The organism is Pseudomonas sp. NFACC08-1, assembly GCF_900106735.1.
Classification (GTDB): Bacteria; Pseudomonadota; Gammaproteobacteria; order Pseudomonadales; family Pseudomonadaceae; genus Aquipseudomonas; species Aquipseudomonas fluorescens_Q.
In genome coordinates, this window is the sequence record NZ_FNNL01000022.1 from 35875 (window position 1) to 58133 (window position 22259).

21 protein-coding genes are annotated in these 22259 nt (G+C 64.1%); 9 read left to right on the plus strand and 12 right to left on the minus strand.

Translation table 11 applies throughout. From position 1 onward, the window contains the following. Positions 1-3 precede the first annotated feature (3 nt). The 8 genes from BLU76_RS28845 to nrdR all read right to left on the minus strand — a co-directional run bounded on the left by BLU76_RS28845 (position 4) and on the right by nrdR (position 6175). The gene (locus tag BLU76_RS28845) at positions 4-507 is read right to left on the minus strand and encodes a phosphatidylglycerophosphatase A family protein (RefSeq protein WP_003206020.1); all 504 of its coding nucleotides are present in this window, start codon (positions 505-507) and stop codon (positions 4-6) included. Then, on the minus strand, positions 504-1469 hold the full coding sequence (thiL, locus tag BLU76_RS28850; protein WP_092225529.1) for a thiamine-phosphate kinase: 966 nt from the start codon (positions 1467-1469) through the stop codon (positions 504-506). Before thiL ends, BLU76_RS28845 begins: the two co-directional genes overlap by 4 nt. An 18-nt stretch (positions 1470-1487) precedes the next feature. Further along, positions 1488-1988 carry a transcription antitermination factor NusB gene (nusB, locus tag BLU76_RS28855; RefSeq protein WP_057713127.1) on the minus strand — a complete coding sequence of 167 codons (501 nt, stop codon included), beginning with the start codon at positions 1986-1988 and terminating at the stop codon, positions 1488-1490. Continuing rightward, positions 1985-2461: a 6,7-dimethyl-8-ribityllumazine synthase gene (gene ribE / locus BLU76_RS28860; RefSeq protein WP_003206025.1), complete on the minus strand. Its 477-nt coding sequence runs from the start codon at positions 2459-2461 to the stop codon at positions 1985-1987. The genes nusB and ribE overlap by 4 nt, the downstream gene beginning before the upstream one ends. A gap of 299 nt (positions 2462-2760) precedes the next feature. Then, a complete protein-coding gene (gene ribBA, locus BLU76_RS28865; protein ID WP_063324168.1) occupies positions 2761-3852 on the minus strand; it encodes a bifunctional 3,4-dihydroxy-2-butanone-4-phosphate synthase/GTP cyclohydrolase II in 1092 nt (363 codons plus the stop codon). A gap of 16 nt (positions 3853-3868) precedes the next feature. Further along, positions 3869-4534, minus strand: coding sequence for a riboflavin synthase (locus tag BLU76_RS28870; RefSeq protein ID WP_041022468.1), 666 nt, complete (start codon positions 4532-4534; stop codon positions 3869-3871). A gap of 46 nt (positions 4535-4580) precedes the next feature. Next, positions 4581-5714 (minus strand): bifunctional diaminohydroxyphosphoribosylaminopyrimidine deaminase/5-amino-6-(5-phosphoribosylamino)uracil reductase RibD, encoded by a 1134-nt coding sequence (ribD, locus tag BLU76_RS28875; protein ID WP_092225531.1) that lies wholly within the window; start codon positions 5712-5714, stop codon positions 4581-4583. Further along, positions 5711-6175, minus strand: a complete 465-nt coding sequence (gene nrdR, locus BLU76_RS28880; protein ID WP_013694316.1) for a transcriptional regulator NrdR — start codon at positions 6173-6175, stop codon at positions 5711-5713. The genes ribD and nrdR overlap by 4 nt, the downstream gene beginning before the upstream one ends. Positions 6176-6302: 127 nt before the next feature. Between nrdR and BLU76_RS28885 the strand changes: the two genes are divergently transcribed. From BLU76_RS28885 to trxA, 3 genes are all read left to right on the plus strand, one after another. Continuing rightward, complete coding sequence (locus BLU76_RS28885) at positions 6303-6767, plus strand: YbaY family lipoprotein (RefSeq protein WP_092225533.1); 465 nt, start codon at positions 6303-6305, stop codon at positions 6765-6767. After that, the gene (locus tag BLU76_RS28890; protein ID WP_063324165.1) at positions 6764-7420 is read left to right on the plus strand and encodes a class I SAM-dependent methyltransferase; all 657 of its coding nucleotides are present in this window, start codon (positions 6764-6766) and stop codon (positions 7418-7420) included. Before BLU76_RS28885 ends, BLU76_RS28890 begins: the two co-directional genes overlap by 4 nt. Before the next feature lie 199 nt (positions 7421-7619). Continuing rightward, positions 7620-8492, plus strand: a complete 873-nt coding sequence (gene trxA, locus BLU76_RS28895) for a thioredoxin (RefSeq protein WP_072346362.1) — start codon at positions 7620-7622, stop codon at positions 8490-8492. 42 nt (positions 8493-8534) lie between these two features. On the opposite strand, the gene BLU76_RS28900 is transcribed toward trxA, so the two are convergent. Further along, positions 8535-8927, minus strand: coding sequence for a hypothetical protein (locus tag BLU76_RS28900; RefSeq protein ID WP_092225535.1), 393 nt, complete (start codon positions 8925-8927; stop codon positions 8535-8537). Positions 8928-9047: 120 nt separating this feature from the next. On the opposite strand from BLU76_RS28900, the gene BLU76_RS28905 reads away from it, so the two are divergent. From BLU76_RS28905 to BLU76_RS28930, 5 genes are all read left to right on the plus strand, one after another. After that, positions 9048-9626, plus strand: coding sequence for a DUF2796 domain-containing protein (locus BLU76_RS28905; protein WP_092225537.1), 579 nt, complete (start codon positions 9048-9050; stop codon positions 9624-9626). Positions 9627-9762: 136 nt separating this feature from the next. Then, positions 9763-10473 carry an ABC transporter ATP-binding protein gene (locus tag BLU76_RS28915; protein WP_063324161.1) on the plus strand — a complete coding sequence of 237 codons (711 nt, stop codon included), beginning with the start codon at positions 9763-9765 and terminating at the stop codon, positions 10471-10473. A 1-nt stretch (position 10474) separates the two neighbouring features. Then, the gene (locus BLU76_RS28920; protein WP_092225539.1) at positions 10475-11740 is read left to right on the plus strand and encodes an ABC transporter permease; all 1266 of its coding nucleotides are present in this window, start codon (positions 10475-10477) and stop codon (positions 11738-11740) included. An 11-nt stretch (positions 11741-11751) separates the two neighbouring features. Further along, on the plus strand, positions 11752-12270 hold the full coding sequence (locus BLU76_RS28925; RefSeq protein WP_013694320.1) for a DUF3299 domain-containing protein: 519 nt from the start codon (positions 11752-11754) through the stop codon (positions 12268-12270). 260 nt (positions 12271-12530) lie between these two features. Next, positions 12531-13229, plus strand: coding sequence for an OmpW/AlkL family protein (locus BLU76_RS28930; RefSeq protein ID WP_063324159.1), 699 nt, complete (start codon positions 12531-12533; stop codon positions 13227-13229). A gap of 182 nt (positions 13230-13411) precedes the next feature. On the opposite strand, the gene BLU76_RS28935 is transcribed toward BLU76_RS28930, so the two are convergent. Both BLU76_RS28935 and BLU76_RS28940 read right to left on the minus strand, forming a co-directional pair. Beyond that, the gene (locus tag BLU76_RS28935) at positions 13412-14341 is read right to left on the minus strand and encodes an NAD-dependent epimerase/dehydratase family protein (protein ID WP_063324158.1); all 930 of its coding nucleotides are present in this window, start codon (positions 14339-14341) and stop codon (positions 13412-13414) included. Then, entirely contained in the window at positions 14334-15218 is an 885-nt protein-coding gene (locus tag BLU76_RS28940) for a sugar nucleotide-binding protein (RefSeq protein ID WP_053188636.1), read from the minus strand. Before BLU76_RS28940 ends, BLU76_RS28935 begins: the two co-directional genes overlap by 8 nt. Before the next feature lie 329 nt (positions 15219-15547). Here BLU76_RS28940 and BLU76_RS28945 point away from each other — a divergent pair, with 329 nt between their 5' ends. Then, positions 15548-19861 (plus strand): DEAD/DEAH box helicase, encoded by a 4314-nt coding sequence (locus BLU76_RS28945; protein ID WP_092225541.1) that lies wholly within the window; start codon positions 15548-15550, stop codon positions 19859-19861. A gap of 155 nt (positions 19862-20016) precedes the next feature. On the opposite strand, the gene BLU76_RS28950 is transcribed toward BLU76_RS28945, so the two are convergent. After that, on the minus strand, positions 20017-22089 hold the full coding sequence (locus BLU76_RS28950; RefSeq protein WP_092225543.1) for a mechanosensitive ion channel family protein: 2073 nt from the start codon (positions 22087-22089) through the stop codon (positions 20017-20019). Between the last annotated feature and the right edge of the window lie 170 nt (positions 22090-22259).

The following is a 22259-nucleotide window of genomic DNA, read 5'->3' on the forward strand; positions in this document are numbered from 1 at the left end:
CCCTCAGGTGAAACACCACACCAATCCCTGCATTGCCAGCCAGGCGAAAACCCCGGCCAACACATCATCGAGCATGATACCGACACCGCCGTGTACATGCCTGTCGATCCAGCGGATCGGCCACGGCTTGAGGATATCGAAGAAACGGAACACCAGGAAACCCGCCAGCAACCAATACCAGCCTTCCGGTACCAGCCACAAGGTGATCCACATGCCGACCATTTCGTCCCAGACGATGCCTTCATGATCGTGCACCCGAAGGTCATCCGCCACTTTGCCACACAGCCAGAAGCCAAACAGCATGGTGATGCCCAGCATCAACCAGTAGCCCCAGTCCGGCAACATCTGCCACAACGGTATGAAGGGTAGCGCAACCAGCGAGCCCCAGGTGCCCGGGGCTTTGGGCAAAGTACCCGAACCGAAGCCAAATGCCAGGAAATGCCAGGGATTGCGCCAGACCGAAGGCGGAACGAACTCTGCCGGGACCTGGTTGGGATGATCTGTCACGGTGTCTCCCGAAAATGTTGATAGCCCCGCACTGGCGGGGTGATGTCGTGCCCGAGGCTGTCGACCAGCGTGACGCCTTGCCCGGCCAGTACACGGCCGATCACGTGGATCGGCCAGCCGGCGGCCTGCAACGCCGACAATCGGCTTGGTGGCACGGCGAACAACAGCACGTAATCGTCACCGCCGCTCAGGGCGACCTGCTCGGCATCCGCCCGGCCAAGAAACGCTACCAGAGCGTTGGACAGCGGCAGTCGGTCCCGTTCAACCTGCAAGGCCACCCCGCACGCTTGGGCGATATGCCCGCAATCGGCCAGCAGGCCATCGGAAATATCCATCGCCGCGCTGGCCTTGCCCCGCAACGCCAGGCCCAGGTCGATCTGCGGACGTGGCGACCAGTAATGGGCCAGCAACGGCTCGGCAATCGCAGGTTCGGCGCTGCGCTGGCCGAGCACCAGCGGCAATGCGCCGGCGGCATTGCCCAATTCGCCGCCCACACACAGCAGGTCGCCGGGCCGCGCGCCGCTACGGGTCAGGGCCTGGCCGGACGGCACGTGGCCAAACACCGTCATGGTCAGGCTCAGGGGCCCACGTGTGGTGTCCCCCCCCACCAGCGCCACGCCACAGGCCTGGGCCATGTGGTTCAAACCGCGGGCATAGGCTTGCAGCCAATCGGCGGACACCGTCGGCAAGGTCAGGGCAAGGGTAAAGGCGAAAGGGTTGGCGCCCATGGCGGCCAGGTCACTGACCGCCACGGCCAGCGAGCGCTGGCCGAGCAGGAACGGCTCGCAAGGGTCTGGAAAATGCACACCGGCCACGAGCGTGTCGGTGGACACCGCCAGCTGTTCCCCGGAAGGAACGGCCAGCAGGGCGCAGTCGTCGCCGATCCCCAGCGCAACGCCCTCGCCGCCCTGCGCACAAGGCGCGGCGGCGAAGTAGTGACGGATCAGCTCAAATTCGCCCATAGCCGCTGCAAACGCCAATCAGCGCTTGAACGCCTTCACTTCGGCTTCACGCAAGCGCGGGGCAAGTTTGTCGAGCACACCGTTGACGAACTTGTGGCCATCGGTGGAGCCGAAGACTTTCGCCAGCTCGATCCCTTCGTTGATCACCACGCGGTACGGTACGTCGACGCGCTTGAGCAACTCCCAGGTGGACAGGCGCAGCACCGCCAGTTCAACCGGATCCAGCTCTTCAATGGTCAGGTCCAGGCAAGGCGTGAGCGCGGTGTCGATTTCAGTCTTGAACTGTGGGACCCCGTGCAGGATCTCGCGGAAGTAAGCGCCATCAACATCACTGAAATCGTTGTCGACCCGAAACTGCGCTTCGATCTCGTTCAGCGATTGCTTGGCCATGTGCCATTGATACAGCGCCTGGGTCGCGAGCTGACGGGCTTCGCGGCGCTTGGCACTTTTCGACGGCTTGCCGGCATCCGCAGGCTTTGGATCGCGCGGGTTGAAACGATCGCTTTCGTCGCTAATCACTTGGCCTCCAACTGCGCCAGCAGGCTGACCATTTCCAGGGCGGACAGTGCCGCTTCGGCACCTTTGTTACCGGCCTTGGTGCCGGAACGCTCGATGGCTTGCTCGATGGAGTCAACGGTCAGTACGCCGAAAGCGACTGGCACGCCGAATTCCATGGAGACCTGGGCCAAGCCCTTGGTGCATTCGCCGGCCACGTATTCGAAGTGCGGAGTACCGCCACGAATGACCGCGCCCAAGGCGATGATCGCCGCATATTCGCCCTTTTGAGCGACTTTCTGCGCAACCAGCGGAATTTCGAAGGCGCCAGGGGCACGGATGATGGTGATGTCGCTTTCGCTCACGCCATGGCGAACCAGGGCATCGACCGCACCGCCAACCAGGCTCTCGACCACGAAACTGTTGAAACGGCCCACTACCAGAGCGTAGCGGCCTTTGGGGGCGATGAAGGTACCTTCGATGGTCTTCAGGGTCATTCGTCAGATCTCTTAAAGAGCCGGAGCGCGTTCTATACGCGCTCCTCAGTGATATTAGTCTCGAATCTACAGCACCCGCAGATCCCGTCATGCTGTCCATTTCAAGCTTTTGTGGCGAGGGAGCTTGCTCCCGCTGGGCTGCGAAGCGGCCCTATTGTGGGTGCTGCGAAGCGGCCCAGTTGTGGGTGCTGCGCAGCGGCCCAGTTGTGGGTGCTGCGCACCCAAGCGGGAGCAAGCTCCCTCGCCACAATGAATCTAACAAGCCTTAAGTGAACAATAATGCCGGAATCCGCAGGCCATTATTCGGAGGGCACGTATTCTACAACTTCCAGATCGAAACCGGATATCGCATTAAATTTCATCGGTGCGCTCATCAGGCGCATTTTACGCACGCCCAGGTCCCGAAGGATCTGCGAACCGGCACCGACGATGCTGTAGGTGGTCGGTTTTTTCACGGCGGCTTGATCCGCGGTTTCGCGGATGTGCGCCAGCAGCACGTCGCCATCGAGCGGGTGACCGAGCAGCAGCACCACGCCGCTGCCGGCCTCGGCCACCGCGGCCATGGCGGCCCGCAGGCTCCAGCGGCCGGGTTGCTTGACCATCAACAGGTCGCGCAATGGGTCCATGTTGTGCACCCGCACCAGGGTCGGCTCTTCGGCGCACACGGTGCCCAGGGTCAGCGCCATGTGCACGTCGCCTTCCACCGAGTCGCGGTAGGTCACCAGGTTGAACTGGCCCAGTTCGCTGTCCAGCGGCTGCTCGGCAATCCGCTGAACGGTACGTTCGTGGATCATCCGGTAGTGGATCAGGTCGGCGATGGTGCCGATCTTGATGTTGTGTTCGGCGGCGAAGGTTTCCAGCTCCGCACGACGGGACATGGTGCCGTCGTCGTTCATCACTTCGCAGATCACGCCGCTGGGCTCGAAGCCGGCCATGCGCGCCAGGTCGCAGGCCGCTTCGGTGTGGCCGGCGCGGGCCAGGGTGCCGCCAGCCTGGGCCATCAGCGGGAAGATGTGGCCGGGGCTGACGATGTCTTCGGCCTTGGCGTCTTTCGCGGCAGCCGCCTGGACGGTGCGCGCGCGGTCAGCCGCGGAAATACCGGTGGTCACGCCCTCGGCAGCCTCGATGGACACGGTGAACTTGGTGCCGAAGCCCGAGCCGTTGCGCGGTGCCATCAGCGGCAGCTTCAGCAGCTCGCAGCGCTCGCGGGTCATCGGCATGCAGATCAGCCCACGAGCATGCTTGGCCATGAAGTTGATGTGCTCGGCCTTGCAGCATTCGGCGGCCATGATCAGGTCGCCTTCGTTCTCGCGGTCTTCGTCATCCATGAGGATGACCATCTTGCCTTGGCGGATGTCTTCAACCAGTTCTTCGATGCTATTGAGCGCCACGCGGCACCCCCTTGGGTCAGGATTTGAGGTAGCCGTTGGCGGCCAGGAAGCTTTCGGTGATGTTGCTGCCGGATGCAGGCTCCGCGGCCTTGTCACCGAGCAGCAGGCGCTCCAGGTAACGGGCCAGCAAGTCGACTTCCAGGTTGACCCGGCGACCTGGCCGGTACGAGGCCATGATGGTTTCGCTCAGGGTGTGGGGAATGATCGTCAGCAGGAATTCGGCACCATCCACCGCGTTGACCGTCAGGCTGGTACCGTCGACGGTGATCGAGCCTTTGTGGGCAATGTACTTGGCCAATTCCTTGGGCGCGCGGATGCGAAACTCCACGGCCCGGGCGTTATCGGTACGCGAGACCACTTCGCCGACGCCGTCCACGTGGCCGCTGACCAGGTGCCCGCCCAAGCGAGTGGTGGGGGTCAGGGCTTTTTCCAGGTTGACCGGGCTGCCGCTCTTGAGGTCGTTCATGGCCGTGCAGTCGAGGGTTTCACGGCTCACGTCCGCCAGGAAGCCGTTGCCTGGCAGTTCAACGGCGGTCAGGCACACGCCGTTCACCGCGATGCTGTCGCCCAGCTTGACGTCGCTCAGGTCGAGCTTGCCGGTTTCGACGTAGACCCGCACATCGCCGCCCTTGGGGGTGAGTGCACGGATGCTGCCGATGGATTCGATGATGCCGGTAAACATGGAGTCCTCCTCGAGAACAGGCCGCCGCTTGCGCGAAAGCCGGGAATTATACGCTGGCCGGTGGAACGGGAACGGCGATGACTCGCCAGTCATCGCCCACGGCGCGGATTTCGGTGATTTTCAGCTGCGGGGCATCTTTCATCTGCGCCAGCGGCCAGTCCAACAGCGGCCGCGCCGAAGAACCGAGGAACTTGCCGGCGATGAAAATCTGGAACTCGTCCACCAGCCCTTGCCGGGCAAAAGCGCCCGCCAGGCGCGGACCAGCCTCCACCAGCACTTCATTGACATCCCGGGCAGCCAGCGCCACCAGCAGCCGACGCAGATCGACCTGGCCGTCATCGCCTGCCACGATCATGCATTCGGGACCGTTGGCGTATTGTTCTTCCACCGCCATGCAGGTAGCGACCAGCGCCGGACCGGCCTTGAAAAACGCGGCATCCAGCGGCACCCGCAGACGACCGTCCACCAACACCCGCAGCGGCGGGCGGCTCATGACCAACGCCGTCTGCTCCGCATCGAGCCCGAGTTCATCGGCGCGCACGGTCAGCCGGGCGTTGTCCGCCAGCACCGTATCGGCGCCGGTCAGCACCACACTGGCCTGGGCGCGCAGGCGTTGCACCGCTGAACGTGCAGCCGGGCCGGTGATCCACTGGCTTTCGCCACTTTCCATGGCGGTGCGGCCATCGAGGCTCATGGCGAGCTTGACCCGCACGAACGGCAGCCCCTGCTCCATGCGTTTGAGAAAACCCTCATTGAGCTTGCGCGCCTCGCCTTCCAGCACGCCACTTTCGGTGGCGATGCCGGCCTGGGCCAGCCGTTGCAGGCCACGCCCAGCGACTTCCGGGTTGGGGTCCTGCATCGCCGCCACCACCCGCGCCACGCCGGCGTTGACCAGCGCATCGGCACACGGCGGCGTACGCCCGTGATGGCTGCACGGTTCAAGGGTCACGTAAGCCGTGGCGCCGCGGGCCTGTTCGCCAGCAGCCCGCAGGGCATGGACTTCGGCATGGGGCTCGCCGGCACGGATATGCCAGCCTTCGCCGACAATCTGCCCGTCACGCACGATCACGCAACCGACCCGGGGATTGGGGTGGGTGGTGTAGTGACCGCGCCGCGCCAACTCCAGGGCACGGGCCATGTAGTGGGCGTCGAGGACGGCCTGCTGCGCCGAGACGGTCATTCTTTCACCGGTTCGCGAGCCAGGCGGTCGATTTCTTCGCGGAACTCGTTCAGGTCCTGGAAGCGCCGGTACACCGAGGCGAAACGGATGTAGGCGACTTCATCGAGCTTCTGCAACTCGGCCATCACCAACTCACCGACTACCAGGGATTTGACCTCGCGCTCGCCGGTCGCCCGCAGCTTGTGCTTGATGTGCACCAGCGCCGCTTCCAGGCGCTCGACGCTCACCGGGCGTTTTTCCAGGGCGCGCTGCATGCCGGCGCGCAGTTTTTCTTCATCGAACGGCTGGCGGCTGCCGTCGGTTTTGATCAGGCGCGGCAACACCAGTTCAGCGGTCTCGAACGTCGTGAAACGTTCGCCGCAAGCCAGGCATTCGCGGCGGCGGCGGACTTGTTCGCCCTCGGCGACCAGTCGCGAGTCGATGACCTTGGTGTCGTTGGCACCGCAGAAGGGACAGTGCATGGTGGCAGGCAACAAAAAAAGGGAGGGCCATGGTAGCGCATCCCACTGGCAAGACAAGCCATAGGGTTTACGGTATACAGACGGGCTTACCGTCAGATCCATGGAATTCACCTTGCTGGAGCCACACATGCCGCTACGATCGCTCGTTTTGCTCAGTCTTTTCAGCCTGCTGATGGCGTGCAGCAGCGACGCCCCCAAGCCCGCGGCGCCCGCACCGGCCCCGGCGCCGAAACAGGCCCAGGAAAAAGCCCGCCAGGCCGCCGAACTGGGGCCACTGCCGGCGTATCAGCGCGAATTGAGCGGCACCTTGCAAGGCGTACCGGCCGGGGCCGAGGTTGAACTGGCGCTGCTGGTGATCGATGACAAGGACCGTCCGCAGCAATTGCTCGCCAGTTCCAGCCTGATCGGTACCAACCAGGCCCTGCCCTTCCGCCTGCGCTTCAACCCCGACGCCTTCCCGGTCGGCGCCCGGGTGGAACTGCGTGGCCGCGCCAGCCAGTCGGGCCAGTTGATCCTGCACCTGCCGGAGCAACGCATCAGCCAACCAACCACCCAGGCCCTGGGCGCCCTGCAATTCGTCAAAGCGCCATGAGTGCACCGCAGGACCTGCAACGGGCGTTGAGTGAATTGCTGGGTGACGCGCGCCTGGTGGCCTGCCCGCTACCCGGCGCCGACTTGAAGTTGTGGCTGATCGACGGCGACAACATGGACCGTGCCTTCAGCCCGGAAGAAACCCGGCGCATTCTCCACGAGCCGCCCTATTGGAGTTTCTGCTGGGCCAGCGGCCTGGCGATGGCGCGCTACCTGGCCGAACAGCCGCAGTGGGTCAAGGGCAAGCGCATATTGGATTTTGGCGCCGGTTCCGGCGTGGCGGGCATCGCGGCGGTCAAGGCTGGAGCGCTGGAGGTGGTGGCCTGCGACCTGGACCCTCTGGCGATTGCCGCGTGCCGGGCCAATGCCGCGCTCAATGACGTGGAGCTGGGGTATTCAACGGATTTCTTCGCCGAGGCCGATCGCTTCGACCTGATCCTGGTCGCCGATGTGCTCTACGACCGGGCCAACCTGCCGCTGCTCGATCAATTCCTCAGCCGTGGTCGCGAGGCGTTGGTGGCCGATTCCCGGGTGCGGGACTTCCAGCATCCGCTGTACCGACGCATCGACATGCTCCAGGCCATGACCTTGCCGGACCTGGCCGAGCCTGAAGAGTTTCGGCATGTGAGCCTGTATCACGCGCGGCGCGCCTGAGAAGCTTCGCGAGCAAGCCCGCTCCCACACGGGATCTAGAGTGAACGCGAATGTTGTACCCACTGAAGATCAACTGTGGGAGCGGGCTTGCCCGCGAAGGCGTCCTGTCAGACACCACAGGGCGAAAGACCACCCCGCTTTCAGCCACCCCCCACCAAGCCGTATAGTTGCCCCATTCAAGCGCTCTACGAGATTGCCCATGACTCAGGAAACGCCCTACATCTTCGACGCCACCACCGCCGATTTCGACCAGTCGGTGATCGCGAACTCTTTCCACAAACCGGTGCTGGTGGATTTCTGGGCCGAGTGGTGTGCGCCGTGCAAGGCCCTGATGCCGATGCTGCAAACCATTGCCGAGAGCTATCAGGGCGAACTGCTGCTGGCCAAGGTCAACTGCGACATCGAGCAGGATATCGTCGCCCGCTTCGGCATCCGCAGCCTGCCCACCGTGGTGCTGTTCAAGGACGGTCAGCCGGTCGATGGCTTTGCCGGGGCCCAGCCGGAATCGGCGGTGCGGGCGATGCTCGAACCCCACGTGCAGATGCCACCGCCAGCCGCCGCCGACCCGTTCGAACAAGCCCAGGCGCTGTTCGACGACGGTCGTTTCGCCGACGCCGAAGCCCTGCTCACGGTGTTGCTGGGTGAAGACAACACCAACGCCAAGGCGCTGATCCTGTACGCCCGTTGCCTGACTGAACGCGGCGAGCTGGACGAAGCGCAGACCGTGCTCGATGCGGTAAAAAGCGACGAGCACAAAGCCGCGCTCGCCGGCGCCAAGGCGCAAATCCAGTTCCTCGGCCTGGCCAAGCACCTGCCGGACGCCGCCGACCTCAAGGCCCGACTGGCAAAAGACCCGCAGGACGATGAAGCGGTGTACCAACTGGCGATCCAGCAACTGGCGCGCCAGCAGTACGAAGCGGCCCTCGATGCACTGCTCAAGCTGTTCATGCGTAACCGCAGCTACAGCGAAGGCTTGCCCCACAAGACCTTGCTGCAAGTGTTCGAACTGCTGGGCAACGATCATCCGCTGGTGACGAGCTATCGTCGCAAGCTGTTCGCGGCGTTGTATTAGGGAGGCAGCGGCAAGCTGCAAGCTGCAAGCTGCAAGATTGCTTCAGCTTGAAGCTTGCGGCTTGTAGCTTGCCGCTTCTTCTCCCACCCAACTGTAGAGCGGCGTATCGGCGCCGCTCAGTACCTTGACCTCGGCACAGTGGCGCAAGCGCACCAACAGGCGTTTGCCCGCCGAGGCGCTGCCGGTCAGGCCTTCGAGCTGTTCCAGCAGGTCCGGGCCGCTCAATTGCCCGGCCTTGCGCAGCAATTCCTTGGCGATCTGCCACTGGGCATCGTCCTGACTCACCGGATTGGCCACCGGTTTGGTCGCCGGGGCCGCGACACCCTCGCACTTGGCCACTTGCAATTGCGCGCCGAGCTGCGCCCAGTCGCTCTCATCCATTTCGATCGACAAGTCCACCGGCCAATCGCCGACGGTTCCGCGTATCCGCAACATCACCGTGCTCCTGAATATTTCATGTTCGCATGCTCCCATGGCCCTTGCGCGACGCCAAGCAGACGGTCAAACTCTCCGCACTTTCGTTATAAGATTACATAACCTTTTCGGAGACTCGTCATGCGTCGTCTGTTTCTCGCTTTGCCGTTCGCCCTGCTGCCATTGGCCGTCGCTCATGGGGCGGTCGAGCATGATCATGACCACGAGCACGGCAGCCTGGGTGCCCATGAACATGGTGTGGGCCGGTTGAACGCCGCCCTGGACGGCCAGACCCTGGAGCTGGAACTGGAAAGCCCGGCGATGAACCTGGTGGGCTTCGAACATGCCGCCACCAGCGATGCCGACAAGGCCAAGGTCGCCGCCGTACGCGCGCAGTTGGACAAGCCATTGGCGTTGTTCAACTTGCCGGCCGCCGCCAAATGCACCGTGGCCCAACAGGAACTGGAAAGCCCATTGTTCGGCGATGAACCGGACCACGAAGACCATGATGAAGGCGGCGACGAGCACCACGGCGAGCACAGTGAGATTCATGCCCACTACCAATTCACCTGCGCCGCCCCGGGTGCACTGAAGAACCTGGACCTGGCGACCCTGTTCAAAACCTTCCCGGCCACCCAGAAAATTCAGGTACAACTGATCAGCCCGAGCGGCCAGCAAGGCGTGGAAGTGACGGCCAAGGCGGCCAGCCTGAAATTCTAAGTACACCGAAAGCCCATGTGGGAGCGAGCTTGCTCGCGATGAGGCCGGCACATCCAACACAGATGCTGCCTGACAAACCGCTATCGCGAGCAAGCTCGCTCCCACAGGAGTTGATCTTTAATTTGACCGGTTTCATATGACCCAAGCACTCATCGAACTCTCCGACCTGGGCTTCAGTTGGCCCGGGCATCCGCCGTTGCTGGATATCCCGGCGTTCCGCCTGGAGGCTGGTGAGACGCTGTTTCTCAAGGGCCCGAGCGGCAGCGGCAAGACCACCTTGCTGGGGCTGCTGGGCGGGGTGCAGACACCGGACCGCGGCAGCATCCGCCTGCTTGGCCAGGAACTCAGCGAACTGGGCGCCGGCCGTCGCGACCGCTTTCGCGTCGACCACACCGGCTATATCTTCCAGCAGTTCAACCTGCTGCCGTTTCTCTCGGTGCGCGAAAACGTCGAGCTGCCCTGTCACTTTTCCAAGCTGCGTGCGCAACGGGCGATCCAGCGCCACGGCAGCGTCGATCAAGCCGCCGCCACGCTGCTGGCCCACCTGGGTTTGACCGATCCGAACCTGTTGGGGCGGCGCGCCGACTCGCTGTCCATCGGCCAACAGCAACGGGTCGCCGCCGCCCGGGCCCTGATCGGCCAGCCGGAGCTGGTGATCGCCGACGAGCCGACTTCGGCCCTGGACTACGACGCCCGGGAAAACTTCCTGCGACTGCTGTTCGCCGAATGCCGCGAGGCCGGCTCGAGCCTGTTGTTCGTCAGCCACGACCAGAGCCTGGCGCCGCTGTTCGACCGCAACCTGTCGCTGGCCGATCTCAATCGCGCCGCCACGCCACTCGAGGTTTGAGATGTATTTGTTCCGTCTAGCCATGGCCAGCCTGGCGAACCGCCGCTTCACCGCGATCCTCACCGCGTTTGCCATCGCCCTCTCGGTCTGTCTGTTACTGGCGGTGGAGCGAGTGCGCACCGAAGCACGAGCCAGTTTCGCCAGCACCATCAGTGGCACCGACCTGATCGTCGGCGCCCGCTCCGGCTCCGTGAACCTGCTGCTGTATTCGGTGTTTCGCATCGGCAACGCCACCAACAACATCCGCTGGGACAGCTTTGAACACTTCGCCAGTAACCCGAAAGTGAAGTGGGCGATCCCCATGTCCCTGGGCGATTCCCACCGTGGTTATCGGGTGATGGGCACCACCGAGGCCTACTTCGAGCATTACCAGTACGGCCGCCAGCAGCACTTGGAACTGGCCGACGGCCGGGCTTTCGCAACCGATCCGTTCGAAGTGGTGCTCGGTGCCGAAGTGGCCGAGGCGCTGCACTACAAGCTCGGCGACAAACTGGTGTTGGCCCACGGCGTGGCGGCGATCAGCCTGGTCAAGCACGACGACAAGCCCTTCACCGTGGTCGGGATTCTCAAGCGCACCGGCACCCCGGTGGACCGCACGCTGCACATCAGCCTCGGTGGCATGGAGGCGATCCACATCGACTGGAAGAACGGCGTGCCGGCCCAGGGCAATGGCCGCATCAGCGCCGACCAGGCCCGCAACATGGACCTCACGCCCCAAGCGATCACCGCGTTCATGCTCGGCCTCAACAGCAAGATTTCCACCTTTGCCTTGCAGCGCGAGATCAACGAGTTCCGCGGCGAACCCTTGCTGGCGATCCTGCCCGGCGTGGCGCTGCAGGAGTTGTGGAGCTTGATGGGCACGGCGGAAAAAGCCTTGTTCGTGATTTCGTTGTTCGTGGTCCTGACCGGGTTGATCGGCATGCTTACGGCGATCCTCACCAGCCTCAACGAGCGCCGCCGGGAAATGGCGATCCTGCGCTCGGTGGGTGCGCGGCCGTGGCACATCGCAACGCTGCTGGTGCTCGAAGCCTTCGCCCTGGCGTTGGCCGGGGTCATCGCCGGGCTGGCCTTGCTGTACATCGGCATCGCCGCCGCCCAGGGTTACGTGCAATCGGCCTACGGCTTGTACTTGCCGCTGGGCTGGCCGAGCGAATATGAATGGACGCTGCTGGCTGGCATCCTGGTCGCCGCCCTGCTGATGGGCAGCGTGCCGGCCTGGCGCGCCTATCGCCAATCGTTGGCCGACGGCCTGTCGATCCGTCTATGAGGACCTTGAAAATGCCCCGCGCCCTGCTTGCGCTGTTGATGATGGTCGCCCTGCCGCTGTGGGCGGCCGAGCCGAGGGACCTGGCCTGGTCGGAAATGATCCCGCCGGACGCCCCGCCAGAAGTGCCGAACATGACCCCGCTGCACGACTTGTCGAAGATGAGCGACGCCCTGGCCGCCGAGTCCGCCCCTGCGGCCAAGCAGGACTTGCCCAACGCCCCGGTGGTCAAGGCCCTCGATGGCCAGCAGATTCGTTTGCCGGGCTATATCGTGCCGCTGGAAGTCAGCGAGGAAGGTCGCACCACCGACTTTTTGCTGGTGCCGTATTTCGGCGCCTGTATCCACGTACCACCACCGCCGTCCAACCAGATCGTGCATGTGAAAAGTGAAGTCGGGGTCAAGCTCGACGAGTTGTATCAACCGTACTGGGTCGAAGGGCCGATGCAGGTCAAGCCGTCCACCAGTGAACTGGCCGATGCCGGGTATCAGATGGAGGCCGAGAAAATTTATGTATATGAGCTGCCGGAGTGAATCCGGTCGTGATGTGCGGTCAGTCAGATAGCTATCGCGAGCAAGCTTGCTCCCACAGTTGATCGTGTTTCTTCAGAAAGCATGCGGTCGAATGATGTGGGAGCGAGCTTGCTCGCGATGGTTCCCTCGAATTTTCTCATCAGCGCTTTTATTGAGCTGAGTCAATTAAACACCCCCTGACTCATTGAGCTGGGTCAAAAGACCGGACCAGACGGCTTCGTACCATGAGACATCAAATTTCGATGCCCTCTGGAGCCCTCATGAACAAGTCCTTGCTCTGCGCTTCCCTCGCCGCCCTCGCGCTCGCCGCCCCACTCGCCCAGGCCCACACAGCCGGCGATATTATCGTTCGCGCCGGTGCCATCACCGTCAATCCGGAAGCCGACAGCTCCAGCGTCAAGGTCGACCGTGGCCCGCTGGCCGGCGCCGACCTGGGCGGCAAGGCGACCATGAGCAGCGACACGCAGTTGGGCTTGAACTTCGCCTACATGATCACCAACAACCTGGGGATCGAACTGCTGGCGGCCTCGCCGTTCGAGCACGACGTGAAAATCAAAGGCACCGCCCTGGGCGCGGCCAACAACAAGCTCGGCACCCTCAAGCACCTGCCGCCAACCCTGAGCCTGGTCTACTACCCACTCGACGCCAAGTCGACGTTCCAGCCTTATGTCGGCGCCGGTATCAACTACACCTGGATCTACGACGAACACGTCGGCAGCGAAGCCAGTGCCAACGGCTTCAGCAATTTCCGCGCGAGCAACAGTTGGGGCATGGCGTGGCAAGTGGGCGCTGACTACATGTTGACCGACAACGTCATGATCAACGGCCAGATTCGCTACATCGACATCGACACCACCGCCTATGTGGACAACAACGCCGTGGCCGGCGGTACCCGGGCCAAGGTGAATGTCGACGTGGACCCATGGATCTACATGGTGGGGTTGGGTTACAAGTTCTAAATGGCAACGCAATGAACAGCTGACAACACATCCTGTGGCGAGGGAGCTTGCTCCCGCTCGAGCGCGAAGCGGTCGCAAATACTTTGGGTCTGCTTCGCAGCCCAGCGGGAGCAAGCTCCCTCGCCACAGTGTTCACTCCAGCAAGTTCATGAAAAAGGCGCCTCGAAAGGCGCCTTTTTCGTTCAGCGGCCCAACAGCCGCGCCAGCCCCACACTCAGCGGAGTTTGCTGGGGAAAGCTGAAGCGCTGCCCCAGCCGGCGATTGTCGGCCCGGGAATGGCGGATGTCGCCGGAGCGCGCCGGGCCGTAGCTGATCGGCGGCAGATCACCCACCACGGCGGCCAGGGCCTGGAGCATCTGCTTGAGGGTCGTGGCCTGGTTCCAGCCGACGTTCACTGCCCCCACTTCCACTTCTGGCTTCTCGATGGCCTGCACCAGCAAGTCCACCAAGTCTTCGACGTAGACAAAATCCCGGGTCTGCTCGCCATCACCGAACACGGTGATCGGCAGGCCTTTCTGTGCCCGTTCGCTGAAGATGCTGATGACCCCGGAATACGGCGAGGACGGATCCTGGCGCGGGCCGTAGATGTTGAAGAAGCGGAACACCACCGGCTCCAGATCATGCTGGCGGCGATAGAAGTCGAAGTAGAACTCGCTGGCCAGTTTGTCCGAGGCATACGGCGTGAGCGGCGCCTTGGGGGTCTCTTCGTCGATGGACTCGCCTTCGCCGTTGTTGCCGTAGACCGCTGCGCTGGAGGCGAACAGCACTCGCTTCACACCGGACTGACGCATGGCCTCGCAGACATTCAGGGTGCCGATGAAGTTGCTCTGGTGCGTGCGCACCGGATCGTCCACCGAAGCTTGCACCGAAGCCACCGCCGCCAGGTGCGCGACGGCGCTGCAACCGGCCATGACCCGCGCCACCAGCGCGGCATCGGCGACGTCGCCTTCGATCAGTTCGACAGCGGGGTTGTCCAGCGGCAGGTTGCTGCGCTTGCCAGTGGACAGATCATCGAGGATGCGTACCGAATGTCCCTTGGCAAGCAAAGCGTCGGTCAGGTGCGAGCCAATGAAACCCGCGCCGCCGGTGATTAAAACAGGGCCTTCAGCCATGGCGATAAAACCTATCCAGTAAGCCCGGGAGTGCCGCGCGCCAGGCGCGGGGCTTGATCCCGAAAGTGTGCAGAATTTTCTTGCAGGCCAGCACCGCGTGCTGCGGTTCTTCCGCGGCGTCCGGCCGTGCGGCGTGGGCCTGGGGGGTGGGCGACTCGATGGCCAGCGGATGCAGGGCACGGGCTTCGGTGAGGATCGCCTGGCCCAGCGCCAGCGGTGTAGTCGCCTCGTGCCCGGCGTAATGATAGGTGCCCCATAGCGGCGCCGCGCAATCGAGTTGCTTGAGCACCGAGATGATCACCCGCGCGGCATCGTCCACCGGCGTCGGATTACCCCGGCGGTCGTCGGCCAGCAACAGCTCTTCGGGCTGTTCGGCCCGGGCCAGGAAACGCCCGAGGATGCCATCGGCGCTGTCGTCCAGCAGCCAGCCGAACCGCAGCAGCACGTGTTGCGGGCAGGTGGCGCGCACGCTTTGCTCGATCCGCCACAGCGCCTGGCCGCGCACGCCCAGGGGCACGGGCTCGTCTTTCTCGCTGTAGGCCGTGGCGCGGGAGCCATCGAACACGCGATAGCTCGACGGTTGCAGCAAGACGATATTGTGATGCTGGCACAGCTCGGCCAGGCGCTCGACAGCGCGCTCCTGGCTGGCCAGGCGCTGCTCGCTGACAGCCTCGGCCTGGAACCAGTCGAAGTAGTACGCCAGGTTGATCAAGGCGTCCGGACGGGTGTCGTCGAGCAGTTGCGTCAGGCTCGCGGCATCCCAACCGTCTTCGGGCGGGCGGGGGGCAAGAAAACCGATGTCTTCTTCTGCACCGAGGCGAATCAGCGCCTGCCCAAGGGCATTTCCGCCGCCCAGTAACATAAGGCGCATTCGCATAAAGTCAGCAGGCCCAGTCTATTGGCACAAGAATTTGGTCGACCACGCCCGCAGGCGTTGTCGGAATCGTTGCATTTTGCGGGTTTAGTGCGCAACCGTCATCCGTAAAGTGTGGATCGCATCTTACAAGGCTGGTAGCTGACTTGTGGCGAGGGGATTCATCCCCGCTGGGCTGCGCAGCAGCCCCTTTAATTGCCACCTGGGTGGGTCAGATCTATCCCATTTGCTTGTTTGGGGCTGCTTCGCAGCCCAGCGGGGATAAATCCCCTCGCCACAGGCACAGTATCAGTACTTGCATCCTCCCCACCTCGCCCGCATACACTGATCCTATGAATCTGCCCCTTGCAGCCGACCACGCCATGGCAGGCTTTCACCCCGCCGTTCGCGCCTGGTTCAGCCAGACATTCCCGGCGGTCACGGCCGCCCAGGCCCAAGCGTGGCCGTTGATCGGCCAGCGTCGTTCGACCCTGGTGGCGGCGCCAACCGGCTCGGGCAAGACCTTGACGGCTTTTCTCGCCGTGCTCGATGACCTGGTGCATCGCGGCCTGGAACAGGGCGGCCTGCCGGACCAAACGCTGGTGGTCTACGTCTCGCCGCTCAAGGCCTTGAGCAACGATATCCAGATCAACCTGCAAAATCCGCTGGCCGGCATCACCGAACAGCTGCGGCGGATGGACCTGCCCCCCCTGCACATCACCACCGCTGTGCGTACCGGCGACACGCCGCAGAAAGAACGCTCGGCGATGCGCAAGACCGCGCCGCACATCCTGGTGACCACCCCCGAATCGCTCTACGTGCTGCTCGGTTCCGATTCCGGCCGGCAGATGCTCGCCAGCACCCGCACGGTGATCGTCGACGAAATCCACGCCATCGCCGCCAGCAAGCGCGGCAGCCACCTGGCCTTGAGCCTGGAACGCCTGCAAGCCCTGTGCGCCGAACCGTTGATGCGCATCGGCCTGTCCGCCACGCAAAAGCCCATCGAAGCGGTGTCGCGTTTTCTCGTCGGTGAGGGACGTAGCTGCGAAATCGTCGACATCGGCCACGCCCGCCCCCGGGACCTGGACATAGAGGTGCCGCCAGTACCGCTGTCGGCGGTGATGGCCAATGACGTGTGGGAACTGGTCTACAACCGCCTCGCCGAGCTGGCCCGGGAACACCGCACCACCCTGGTGTTCGTCAACACCCGGCGCCTGGCCGAGCGCCTGAGCCGTCATCTGAGCGAGCGCCTGGGCAAGGACGCCGTGGCGGCCCATCACGGCAGCCTGGCCAAGGAGTTTCGCCTCGACGCCGAACAACGCCTCAAGCGCGGCGAACTGAAGGTGCTGATCGCCACCGCGTCCCTGGAGCTGGGCATTGATATCGGCGATGTCGACCTGGTCTGCCAGATCGCCTCGCCCCGTTCGATCTCGGCGTTCCTGCAACGGGTCGGTCGTTCCGGTCACCAGGTCGGTGGCACGCCCAAGGGCCGCCTGTTCGCCACCACCCGCGACGACTTGATCGAATGCGCCGCCCTGCTCGACTGCGTGCGCCGTGGCGAACTCGACATCCTGCACATTCCCAAGGCGCCACTGGATGTGCTGGCCCAGCAGATTGTCGCCGAGGTCAGTTGCCAGGAATGGCCGGAGCAGGCGCTGCTGGAGACCTTCCGCCGCGCCTCGCCCTACGCCGAGCTGGACGAAGGGCATTACCAGGCGCTGTTGCAGATGCTCGCCGAAGGCCTCAATGGCCGCCAGGGCGTGCGCAGCGCCTACCTGCACCGCGATGCCGTGACCCGGACCCTGCGCGGGCGCCGGGGCAGCAAGCTGACCGCCGTGACCAGCGGCGGCACCATTCCAGACAATGCCGACTACAGCGTGCTGCTCGAACCCCAAGGGCTGAACATCGGCAGCGTCAACGAAGACTTCGCGGTGGAGAGCATTGCCGGCGATGTGTTCCAGTTGGGCAATACCTCTTACCGCATCATTCGCGTCGAAACTGGCCGCGTGCGGGTCGAGGACGCCCAGGGCCAACCGCCGACCATCCCGTTCTGGCTCGGCGAAGCGCCGGGACGCAGCGCCGAATTGTCCCTGGCCGTGGCGCGCCTGCAAGCCCAGCTCGATCAACTGCTCGGCGCCACGCCGGGCCATCTGCAACCGGCCCTGGATTGGCTGACCGGCACCTTGCAACTGAACCTGGCCAGCGCCGAACAACTGGTGGATTACCTGGCCCCGGCGCGCCTGGCCTTCGGCGCCCTGCCGTCCCAGGACACGCTGCTGATGGAGCGTTTTTTCGACGAGTCCGGCGGCACGCAACTGATCATCCACACGCCCTTCGGCAGCCGTATCAACCGCGCCTGGGGCCTGGCCTTGCGCAAGCGCTTCTGCCGCACCTTCAACTTCGAATTGCAGGCCGCCGCCAGTGAAGACGCCATCGTGCTCTCGCTGTCCACCAGCCACAGCTTCGAACTGGACGAAGTGTGGCGCTACCTCAACAGCCACAGCGCCGAGCAGATCCTGGTCCAGGCGGTGCTGGATGCGCCGCTGTTCGGCGTGCGCTGGCGCTGGAACGCTGGCGTGGCCCTGGCCTTGCCGCGCTACGCCGGCGGGCGCAAAGTCGCCCCGCAGATCCAGCGGATGAAAAGCGAGGACCTGATTGCCAGCGTGTTTCCGGACCAGATCGCCTGCCTGGAAAACCTCGCCGGCGAGCGGGAGATCCCCGACCATCCGCTGGTGGAACAGACCCTCGACGATTGCCTGCACGAAGCCATGGACAGCGAAGGTTGGCTGACGCTGTTGCGGCGCATGGAAGCCGGCCAGATTCGCCTGATCAGCCGCGACCTGCCGGCGCCCTCGCCGCTGGCGGCGGAAATCCTCAGCGCCCGGCCCTACACCTTTCTCGACGACGCGCCGCTGGAAGAACGGCGCACCCAGGCGGTGATCAACCGGCGCTGGAGCGATCCACAGGCCACCGACGACCTCGGCGCCCTGGACGCCGAAGCCATCCAGTCGGTCCGGGATGAAGCCTGGCCGACGCCGACCAATCTCGATGAGATGCACGAAGCCTTGATGAGCCTGGCCTGCATCGCCGACAGCGAGGCCAGCGCCCACGCGTCGTGGCTGGATTGGTTGCAGACGCTGGCCGAGGGCGGACGCGCCAGCCATGTGCAGATCAGCGCCGAACGCGGCTTGTGGGTGGCGCTGGAACGGCTGACGTGTCTGCAAGCGGTTTATCCACAGGCCCAATGGCAACCAGCGCTGACGCCCATGGCCGGTTTCGATGAAGCCTGGGACGGCGACGAGGCCCTGGTGGAAGTGCTCCGCGCCCGACTCAGCGCCTTTGGCCCGCTGCCGTTGAAGGCCATTGCCTACCCGCTGGGGTTGTCGACCCCGCAAGTCACCCAGGCCCTGGCGCAGCTCGAGCAGCAAGGCTATGTGCTGCGTGGGCGGTTCACGCCGGGCACCGGCCAGGAGGAATGGTGCGAGCGGCATTTGCTGGCGCGGATTCATCGCTACACGGTCAAGCGCCTGCGCCGGGAAATCGAGCCGGTGATGCTGCAGGATTTCATGCGTTTCCTGTTCGACTGGCAACACCTGTCATCGTCCAGCCAAGGTCGGGGCAATGCCGTGCTGCCGTCGATCCTGGGTCAGTTCGAAGGCTTTCCAGCCGCCGCGTCAGCCTGGGACAGCGACCTGCTGCCGGCGCGGATCAAAGACTATTCGCCCAGTTGGCTCGATGAGTTGTGCCGCAGTGGCAAGTGGGTATGGACGCGCCTGAGTGCGCACCAGAAGCCTTCCGCCAGCGCCCTGCGCAGCACGCCGGTGGTATTGCTGCCGCGCAGCCAGGTGGCGTTGTGGAGCAGCCTGGCAGGGCAAACGGCCCTTGATGAGCTGTCACCCAAGACACAAAAAGTCCATCAGGCCCTCGCCGAACACGGCGCGCTGTTTTTCGACGAACTGGCCCACGAGGCCCATCTGCTGCGCAGCGAACTGGAAATCGCCTTGCAGGAACTGGTGGGTGCCGGGTTGGTGAATGCCGACAGCTTCGCCGGCTTGCGCGCGCTGATCACCCCCGCCAGCAAACGCCAGGCCCGCAGCAGCCGACGCGGGCGCGGAGCGTTTGTCGGCGGCATGGACGACGCCGGGCGCTGGGCCTTGCTGCGCCGTAGCCAACCCGCACCGGTGGAAGGCAACCGCCCGGCGCCGACACCGCCCGAGACCCTGGAGCACATCGCCATGACCCTGCTGCGCCGCTACGGTGTGGTGTTCTGGCGCTTGCTGGAGCGGGAGGCCGATTGGTTGCCGAGCTGGCGCGAGCTGCTGCGTACCTTTCATCGCCTGGAGGCGCGGGGCGAGATTCGTGGCGGGCGGTTCGTCAGCGGCCTGGCAGGTGAACAATTCGCCCTGCCCGAAGCCATCCCGCTGCTGCGCGAAGTACGCCGCCGCCCCACCGACGGCAGCCTGGTGGCGGTGTGCGGCGTCGACCCGCTGAACCTGGCCGGCACCCTGCTGCCGGGGGCGAAAGTGCCGGCGCTGGCGGGCAATCGGCTGGTGTATCGCGATGGTTTGCCGGTGGCGGCGCAGATTGCTGGCAAGCAGCATCTTTGGATGGAGTTGGATGCTCATGGGATGGCTGAGATCAAGAATAAGCTGATCCAACACCATTAGCCTACACATCACACCTGTGGCGAGGGAGCTTGCTCCCGCTGGGCTGCGTAGCAGCCCCAAACAATACATCCGTGCGCGGCAATATCCGCCCAAAGCGACGACTGCTTCGCAGCCGAGCGGGAGCAAGCTCCCTCGCCACAGGGTTACCGATTAGCTCACGACTCCCCCGATTCTTTCGGCTCCTCCACGAACCGCTTGGGCAACATCACCTGCTGTGGATAAGTCTGCGCAAAGTGCACCGCCGGGTGGTTATCCACAAGCTTCTTCAACTGCTGGTTGAACGCCCGGCTCACCGCATATTGCCCACCCGACACGGTGCGGAACTGCGCCGTGAGCACCACGCCGTTGAGGTCCATCTTGTCCACGCCAAACACATCCAACGGCCCTTGCAGGTTGAACTTGAGGAACGGGTCTTCGGCGATCGAACGCCCGGCCTCGCGAATCAGCTCGATGGCCTGGTCGACATCGGTGTCGTATGTGAATTGCACGGAGAAAAACGCAAAGGCGAATTGCCGGGACTGGTTTGTCACCGCCTTGATCTGGCCGAACGGCACCGAATGCACGAAGCCCTTGCCGTCGCGCAGGCGCAGGGTGCGGATGGTCAGGCCTTCGACGGTGCCGGCGTGGCCAGAGCTGAGCACAACCCAGTCGCCGATGGACAGCGTGTCTTCGATAATGATGAACAGCCCGGTGATGACGTCCTGCACCAGTTGCTGGGAACCGAAGCCGATCGCCAGCCCCACCACCCCGGCACCGGCCAGCAACGGCGCGACGTTGATGCCCAGGTTGGCCATGGTGGTGATCGCGCAAATCACCACCAGGATGATTTTCGCCGCGTTGCGCAACAGCGGCAGGATGGTCTTGACCCGGGTGCTGGGCTGGCGGGCCCCGCGCTTGTTCAGCGGCGGTTTCAGGGCTTCCTGGATCGCCGTGTCGAGCACCACCCACGTGAGCCAGGTCATCAGGAAGATCAGGCCGATGCGGCTCAAGGAATCGCTGATCGCCCGGCCTATGGCATTGCGCGAGGCGAACTCGAACAGGGAAATGCCCCAGATCCGTCCGAGGACTTCGATGAATACCACCGCCATGACGATGCGCAGCAACGCGTGCAGCAGGCTCAACAGGCGACCCTTGTAGGCGCTGTTGCGCTGGATGGCCTCGGCCTTGGGCGACTTGAAGACGTGTTGGAACACGGTGCTGAGGAACACCGTGGCGATCAGCAGGATGGTGGTGAACAGCGCACAACGCAGGGCTTTCTGGTTGTCCTCGCCGACACCGATCAGGCTCACCGCCGACACCAGCACCATCAACAGGATCGGCCAATACCAGAGCCCGGAGAAAATCCGCAGCGACTCCTGCAAGGCCGGTTGCTTCAAGCGCTGGGCCAGCGGGCGGTTGCGGATCAGGTGCGCCACGGGCCTGCGCATGCGAATCACTAGCCAGCCAAAGATCACCGAGGCAAACAAGCCGGTGAACACTGCGATGCTGCTGGTGATGTTGCCGCCCAGTTGCCGGGCGATCTGCGGGCTGGTCAGGGCATCGCTGAGGGCGGCGAGAAAACCGATCATGAACAATGGCCGGGGGCTGAAGCGCCGGATCATCGCCACCGCCCGGCGTTTGTGACCCGCGTTGAACATCACGATCACGCACAGCAACACCGAGGTGGAGAAAATGCCGCTGCTGGTGGCGTAGGCGAAGCACAGCGCCAGGGCGCGACCGACCGACACCTGCAGGAAGTGGCTGACGTACAGGGTCAGCGGCAGGCAGATCAACGCCGCAGCGGTGTACGGCAGCAGATAACCGAGCAGGTCGCGCAGGCGCTGGCGGGTGCGCAACCAGCGGCGCCGGCCCAGATGGCGCAGCAGCAGCCGCGCGCCCGACCAGATCAGTGCAAAAGCGCCGATCCAGACGCTCGACAACAACAGGAAATCCCCCGCCACGCGCCAGGACGAACGGGACGTCTGGTCTACCAGCCGGTCCACCTCATCCGCCGCCCGGTCCGCCCGCAGGCGCCAGGCATCCACCAGGCTTTGGTTGAGATCGAGTTTGTCCTGGACATCGTCAATGCTCGAACTGATGGCCCCCAATAAACCGCCCTGCACCAGCGGCGCAGGTTCGGCGGGCGGTTCATCGGGCTTGGAGGTGCCAGGGACAGCGGCGGTGCCGTAGGCGCTGGTACCGGTCAGCGCCAGCAAGAACAGCAGCAATACAGTGCTCAATCGAGACAAGACGCGAGGCTCCTTCACACGGGATCGGTAAGGAACTGATCAATATTGCGCCGGCAAGTTCGCTCGCAAGGCCAATACAAAACCTTGTGGCGAGGGAGCTTGCTCCCGCTGGGGCGCGCAGCGGCCCTGTTTTTGGGACTTACTGCGCATCCCTCGCCACAGCTTCACTG